This window comes from Arthrospiribacter ruber (genome assembly GCF_019343195.1).
GTDB classification, from domain to species: domain Bacteria; phylum Bacteroidota; class Bacteroidia; order Cytophagales; family Cyclobacteriaceae; genus Arthrospiribacter; species Arthrospiribacter ruber.
Genome location: NZ_RPHB01000010.1, coordinates 195,537 through 202,347, shown reverse-complemented (window position 1 = coordinate 202,347; position 6,811 = coordinate 195,537). Strand labels below are relative to the sequence as shown.

Genomic DNA, 6,811 nt, shown 5'->3' with positions numbered 1-6,811 from the left:
ATAAAACCGGTCTGAACATTTTGAGTATAGTATGTAAAAATGGCAGGGCATATAACAAAAAAAGCCTCTTTTAAAGGCTTATTGTGGGAGTTGAGGGATTCGAACCCCCGACCCTTCCGACCGTAAGTCGGAATGCTCTGAACCAACTGGGCTAGGCCCCTTTGAACAGAAGCAAAATCTTTTTGCGGCTCTTCCATGATTTTACCTCTCGCTCACGGGCATAGGCTGATTTCTTATCAGGGTATGGCTCTGAATAAACCAGTTCCCAATCTGACTGAGTTCCTGTAAATCCTTTATGATTGCTCCGATGCCTTCGCAGCCTCTCTTCCAAAATATCACAGGTATGGCCAATATAAAACCGGTCTGAACATTTTGAGTATAGTATGTAAAAATGGCAGGGCATATAACAAAAAAAGCCTCTTTTAAAGGCTTATTGTGGGAGTTGAGGGATTCGAACCCCCGACCCTCTGCTTGTAAGGCAGATGCTCTGAACCAACTGAGCTAAACTCCCATTATCTTTAACATTACTATTGATTCGAACCTCCGACTCTTCCGATCGTAATCGGAATGCTCTGAACCAACTGAGCTAAACTCCCAATATCTTTTCCGCTAGTATAAATTCGAACCTCCGGCCCTTCCGATCGTAATCGGAATACTCTGAACCAACTGAGCTAAACTCCCATTATCTTTAACATTACTATTGATTCGAACCTCCGACTCTTCCGATCGTAATCGGAATGCTCTGAACGAACTGAGCTAAACTCCTAATAGATACTAACAACTTTAAGAAATGTGGGAGCTGAGGGATTCGAACCCCCGACCCTCTGCTTGTAAGGCAGATGCTCTGAACCAACTGAGCTAAGCTCCCAATACTTTTTAAATTTCAACTCCTAATTTAAAACTTTTAAAAAATAAGTAATAAATGAACCTATAGGGTTTGAAATCATTTCTTAATCCCGTTTGCTTTCTAAACGGAATGCAAATGTAGAGGATATTTTCTTTGATACAAATATGAACCATCAAAAATATTCTCCTACAAATTCAATCCATTGAAAATGAAGCTGATATTTTTACATAATCAAATATCAAACTTTATCCCCTGCGCCAACGGCAAGCTATCACTATAATTAATGGTATTCGTCTGACGGCGCATATATGCTTTCCAAGAGTCTGAACCTGACTCACGACCACCACCTGTTTCTTTTTCTCCTCCAAAAGCCCCACCAATTTCCGCACCTGAAGTACCAATGTTTACATTGGCAATACCACAGTCAGATCCAGCGGCTGAAAGGAATGCTTCTGCTTCTCTCATATTCAAAGTCATGATGGATGAGGACAGACCTTGTGGCACACCATTCTGCATAGCAATTGCATCTTCCAGCTTTTCATATTTCATCAAATATAAAATGGGAGCAAAGGTTTCTTCCTGAACTGTACTGAAATGGTTTTCAGCCTCAATGATACATGGCTTCACATAGCAACCGGACTCATATCCCTCTCCTTCTAAAACCCCTCCTTCGACCAGCACTTTACCGCCTTCTTTCTGGGCGGATTCAATAGCTGCTGAATACATCTTAACTGCCTCTTTATCGATCAAAGGACCTACATGGTTTTTCTCATCGAGAGGGTTACCTATTACAAGTTTGGAGTACGCATTAGTGAGCCTCTTTTTCACTTCTTCATAAACAGATCCCTGAACAATCAGCCTTCTCGTTGTCGTGCACCGCTGACCTGCCGTACCAACAGCTCCAAATAGTGCCCCACGGATAGCAATGTCCAGGTCTGCATGCTCAGTGATAATGATGGCGTTGTTTCCTCCGAGTTCCAACAAAGACCTGCCCAAGCGGCCCGCAACTTCCTGTGCTACAATTTTTCCCATTCTCGTAGAACCTGTCGCGGATACCAAAGGAACTCTCCGGTCCTTACTCATCATTTCTCCTACTTTGTAATCTCCGTTGACCAAAGACAGGATTCCCTCTGGCAGATTATTTTCCTGCAGCACTTTTGCCACTATCTGCTGACATGCAATGGCAGAAAGCGGAGACTTTTCGGATGGCTTCCAAACACAGACATCCCCACAAACCAATGCAATCATGCTGTTCCAGGACCAAACAGCTACCGGGAAATTAAACGCTGAAATGATCCCTACAATACCCAAGGGATGCCATTGCTCATACATCCTATGGAAAGGTCTCTCGGAATGCATGGTCAAACCATACAATTGCCTGGAAAGTCCTACCGCGAAATCGCAGATGTCTATCATTTCCTGTACTTCTCCAAGACCTTCTTGATAGGATTTGCCCATTTCGTAGGAGACCAGCTTTCCCAAGTCTTCCTTATGGGCCCGTAGCGCATCACCAACTTGCCTTACTATTTCTCCTCTCTGAGGTGCCGGAGTAGTTCTCCACGTCAAAAAAGCTTCTGTCGCCTTTTTAATGACCAATTCGTAGGAATCCCGATCAGTTACCTGAACTTTCCCTATCAACTTCCCATCAGCTGGGGAATATGAAGAAATATATCCTTCTTTATTATTAATCCATTTACTACCGGTTGAAGTCCCAGCATTTTCTTGCTGAACACCCAACCTCTTTAAAGCATCCTGAATGCCGAATTTGTCAGACATAAGTATTTGGGTTATTGATTTTAAAATGAATGATAAATATAGGTTTTAAAAGCGACCATTTTGGCCATCTCCACCCCACTTTCCAAAAGATCCTCAACAGATAATAAGGAGGGATACTTTAGGTTCTGTAAAGCTAGCAATATCTAAAAAGTGCACAAAAACCCATGGACAAATCCTTCTCGCTAAATATCAAATACCAAGAATACCTTTAGGGTCTACGTAGCGGAGATATGGCTTCAGCTTTTTCCCAGGCACAAACCTGTAAATAAAATTCACACGATAATTACCGGTCATTATCCTCACTTCCGTATTTGCAACATCCACCAAACCTATATTATTATGAACATAATTGGCATTAATGGACCACTTTGCGGAATTATAGCCCACAAAACCTCTTAGAAAATAATTATAATTAAAACCCCAGTTCACATCTCTATCGCTGTTATTTTCATATGCAGAGTAACCAAAATTACCATTGATGGAGCCGACTCCCGTAATAAAAAAATGCTTGAAAAGCACCAGAGTACCAGCATATCCCACATTTGGTCCAAACTGAAAATAGCTGATAAATGGTTGACCTGAAATAATCGGCGCATCAGGATAGACCAAAATCTCCTCTCCCCTCTGTAGGATGCGTCCTCCGTACATTTCAAACCCACCCATAAAACTTCCGGCAGATTTTTTCTGCCAGGCACTTTGTTGAAAAGCTGCTTTTAAAGAAAGATTTTCTCCGTTAAGAAGCCTTTGCACATTCGCCCCGATTTTCCTGACACGGAGGTCTTCCGCAAGAAAATTACCCTCATGCTGCCCCGGAAGATCGTAGCCAAATCCCTGAACCCGATAACCGGTATAAAACTGACCGAAAAGATCTATTATCCAGTCCTTTGGATACATGTGTGCCTGTAAATCCAAATACGTCGTCTGAACGTCCTGCCTGCCAGGGTTAAGAAAGCCAAATCCAAGAGCGAGGTTCAAAGTGAAGTCATTGTAAGTAGCACCCACCCCCAAATTCAGTGTGGAATTCGGCTCAAAAAGATTGCTCGCCCTATCACCAACAGTAAAGGATGTATATTTCCTGGAGGTATACAAGCGCATGGTCAAAAGGTCTGGATACTCTTCATAATATTCATTTGACTTTTCCTCTTGGCTTTCCTGGCCAAAAGCATACCCAGAGACCATCATCATAAGTAGAAAAAAATAAAACTCCTTTCTCATATCAATGAAATAAGATTTAGCAAAGAATGTTTGATGAATGTAGGGAAACTAACCTGAGAAAAAAACAAATGGAGGTTAGAAAAAATAACTTTCATAATAACCTCCATTCAAATCAATAAGAAAATTTATAGCAGAAAAAGTTGCTTAATCACCCGAGACAAAGATATGCAATTAATATTTATTAATGCAAGCTTTTCACCTTGGTATTTTTTGATTTTTTAGCAAAAAATTTACATGCCTGAAAATCTATAGTTTAGCAATTACTCATTATTCTAAAAACTGACCCTCTGAAACTAGATTTTATTTTTAAGAGAAAACTTCAATCATAAATGTTATTAAATACAAACATTAGCACCTTAAATAGGTAATAATTAGATCATTATAAACTAATAATATTTCACTTCTAAAAATACCGACACAAATCCTGCCTTCCTTGTAAAAAATACATATTGAAAACAAAGCATTAATCCAGATTTTACCCATAAAATTAAAATAACCATAAAGTTAAAATTTTATTGATATATTTATATTTATAATTTTGAGAAGTTGAAATTCTTCAAACAAAAACGGCAGAAAGTTTTATCAAAAACTAAATCAAACTTTTTCGATTGTAGAACATCCTAGACAAAAAAAGAGGAGCAATCGCTCCTCTCTTCCTTTTTCATATAAACCCGCTGTAAAATCAGCTAAGTTTTGCCAAAGCTTCTTTAATCCTTTTCAAAGCTTCCTTTAATTCATCTTCAGAAGCTGCATAAGACAACCTTACACAATCAGGAGCTCCAAAAGCAGCTCCGGTCACTAAGCTGACATTTGCTTTTTCCAAGATGTACAAACAAAGATCATCTGCATTCTCAATTTTGTAATCCCCTACCGTCTTTCCGAAAAATGCGGATACATCAGGGAAGAAATAAAAAGCACCTTCTGGAACATGGGTTTTTATACCTGGAATATCCCTAAGCATTTCCAAAACCAGCTCTCTCCTCTTGAAATAGGCCTTCTCCATTTCCTGAGATGGACCATGATCTCCACTGATGGCTGCCAAAGCAGCTCTTTGTGCGATACCTGTTCCCCCAGAAGTGAACTGCCCTTGCATTTTTTCGCAAGCCTTGGCGATGAATAGAGGCGCACAAATGTATCCAACTCTCCAGCCTGTCATCGCATATCCTTTTGAAAAGCCATTAACGGTGATTGTTCTCTCAAACATCCCCGGGAAGGCAGCTATACTGGCGTGCTTCCCGGTAAAGTTGATCAGTTCATAAATCTCATCTGCGATCACGAACAAATCCTCCTTACTTTTCACTACTTCTGCTATAGCCTCCAATTCCTCTTTACTGAACACAGACCCTGTAGGATTGCATGGAGAGGAGTAAATAATGGCTTTTGTTTTATCTGTGAGAACCTCTTTTAGCTGTTGCGCAGTAGCCTTGAAATTATTCTCTAGGGTACCTTCGATCAAAACAGGAACCCCGCCTGCCAATTTGATGATCTCAGCATAGCTCACCCAATATGGAGAAAAAATCACCACTTCGTCCCCTTCATTGAGCATACACATAAATATATTGGCAATGGAATGCTTGGCCCCGGTAGAAACAACGATGTTTTCTGCTTTTGCCTCGGAAATATGGTTGACATCCCTGAGCTTTTTGGCTATGGCTTCCCTCAAGTCCTGATATCCCGCTACAGGCGGATATGCAAAGTATTTACCTTCATCTATGGATGCTTTGGCGGCTTCCTGAATATGCTTAGGCGTTTTGAAGTCAGGCTCACCCAAACTCAAGCTGATAATATCTATGCCTTGCCCTTTGAGTTCTCTTGCTTTCTTGGCCATGGCCAAAGTTGCAGATTCCTCCATTTGATTGATCCTGTCTGATAATAGGTTATTCATTTTATGGTTGGTTTGATAAATTCCGCCAAAAATAAGGATAACAATCATTAATTCTAAGGCTAAATGGAAATTGATTGGGGATTTGTAACTTTGTGCAGAAATAAATTAATCATTCAGGCGTTTTGATCTCATGAAGCACCTTTTATCATTCACCCTTTGCTGTTTCATAACGCTCTCTGTGTCCGCACAGAAAGAGAAAAAAGACAAAACCGAACCTGAAAGCGATCCGGATTCGGTGGGCGTGGTATCCGAAAGGTTACAGCCTACCACCTTGCCTTTGCTTTTGTTTGATGACAACGAAAAGAAAGAGAAGAAAAAAAAGGGCAAGAAGAAAAAGAAAAAAAACATCTTTTACGGAGTCAAAACCAAAAAGGGAAGAATCAAATCAACTTTTAGAAACCAGGTCCAATATGTATTTTTCTTCTACACCAATGAGCAAAGAAAATCAGATCCTTATATACGGGATATCTATTGGTATGATGTCAAGGATAAAGTGATCAGAACTAAAGATTTTGACGCCTCCCGCGGATATTTATTACATGGACCCTATGAAAAAGTCATCGATGATAAGCTAATTGAGGAGGGGCATTATTATTTTGGGAAAAGACATGGCACCTGGCTTTCATTCAATGACAAACATGTGCTTCAGGACAAGCTACACTTTTCTGAAGGCTGGCCTAAGGATTCCAGGGTGACGTATTACAACCGGGCTGAGAATAAAATCGAAAAGCTGACACCTATAGAATATGAACTTAAAGAAGGTAACTTTTTTCATTTTTACGAAGATGGTCAAATTGCTGTCACAGGTGAGTATAGATATGGAGAAAAAGTAGGCCTTTGGACCGAGTACTGGGACTCCAAATCCAAGGTGGTAAGAAAACGGGAGATCCAGTATCAGGAAGTCCCTTTTTCCAAAGATTTCAGGCCCTATATCAGAGCAGAGTGGGACAAAGAAGGGAATCTGATTTACAGAAAGGAAGGCTTGGGGGCGAACTAGGGCTTGCTGAAAAAGTCTCAGGTATGCCCGATTCAAAGCGGACGAATGAAGATGTATGCTTATACTTCGAGTGAGCCCAATGAAGAAGATG

General features: G+C 40.5%; 5 protein-coding genes, 2 tRNA genes and 1 pseudogene. 1 reads left to right on the top strand and 7 read right to left on the bottom strand.

Annotated elements, in window-relative coordinates; genetic code table 11:
* From EGN73_RS19680 to EGN73_RS19650, 7 genes and pseudogenes are all read right to left on the bottom strand, one after another.
* A pseudogene (locus EGN73_RS19680) lies at positions 1 to 197 on the bottom strand (hypothetical protein); the annotation flags it as partial.
* Positions 152 to 403, bottom strand: coding sequence for a GIY-YIG nuclease family protein (locus EGN73_RS19675; protein WP_219293531.1), 252 nt, complete (start codon positions 401 to 403; stop codon positions 152 to 154). The gene EGN73_RS19675 and the pseudogene EGN73_RS19680, both read right to left, overlap by 46 nt.
* A gap of 33 nt (positions 404 to 436) precedes the next feature.
* Positions 437 to 511 (bottom strand) — tRNA-Val (locus tag EGN73_RS19670).
* Positions 512 to 793: 282 nt separating this feature from the next.
* Positions 794 to 868 (bottom strand) — tRNA-Val (locus tag EGN73_RS19665).
* Between the two features lie 210 nt (positions 869 to 1,078).
* Positions 1,079 to 2,623 carry an L-piperidine-6-carboxylate dehydrogenase gene (gene amaB / locus EGN73_RS19660; RefSeq protein WP_219293529.1) on the bottom strand — a complete coding sequence of 515 codons (1,545 nt, stop codon included), beginning with the start codon at positions 2,621 to 2,623 and terminating at the stop codon, positions 1,079 to 1,081.
* Between the two features lie 189 nt (positions 2,624 to 2,812).
* Complete coding sequence (locus EGN73_RS19655; protein WP_246611674.1) at positions 2,813 to 3,838, bottom strand: DUF4421 domain-containing protein; 1,026 nt, start codon at positions 3,836 to 3,838, stop codon at positions 2,813 to 2,815.
* Positions 3,839 to 4,520: 682 nt separating this feature from the next.
* Positions 4,521 to 5,723, bottom strand: a complete 1,203-nt coding sequence (locus EGN73_RS19650; protein ID WP_219293527.1) for a pyridoxal phosphate-dependent aminotransferase — start codon at positions 5,721 to 5,723, stop codon at positions 4,521 to 4,523.
* A gap of 178 nt (positions 5,724 to 5,901) precedes the next feature.
* Here EGN73_RS19650 and EGN73_RS19645 point away from each other — a divergent pair, with 178 nt between their 5' ends.
* Complete coding sequence (locus tag EGN73_RS19645) at positions 5,902 to 6,720, top strand: toxin-antitoxin system YwqK family antitoxin (RefSeq protein ID WP_343207146.1); 819 nt, start codon at positions 5,902 to 5,904, stop codon at positions 6,718 to 6,720.
* Positions 6,721 to 6,811 lie beyond the last annotated feature (91 nt).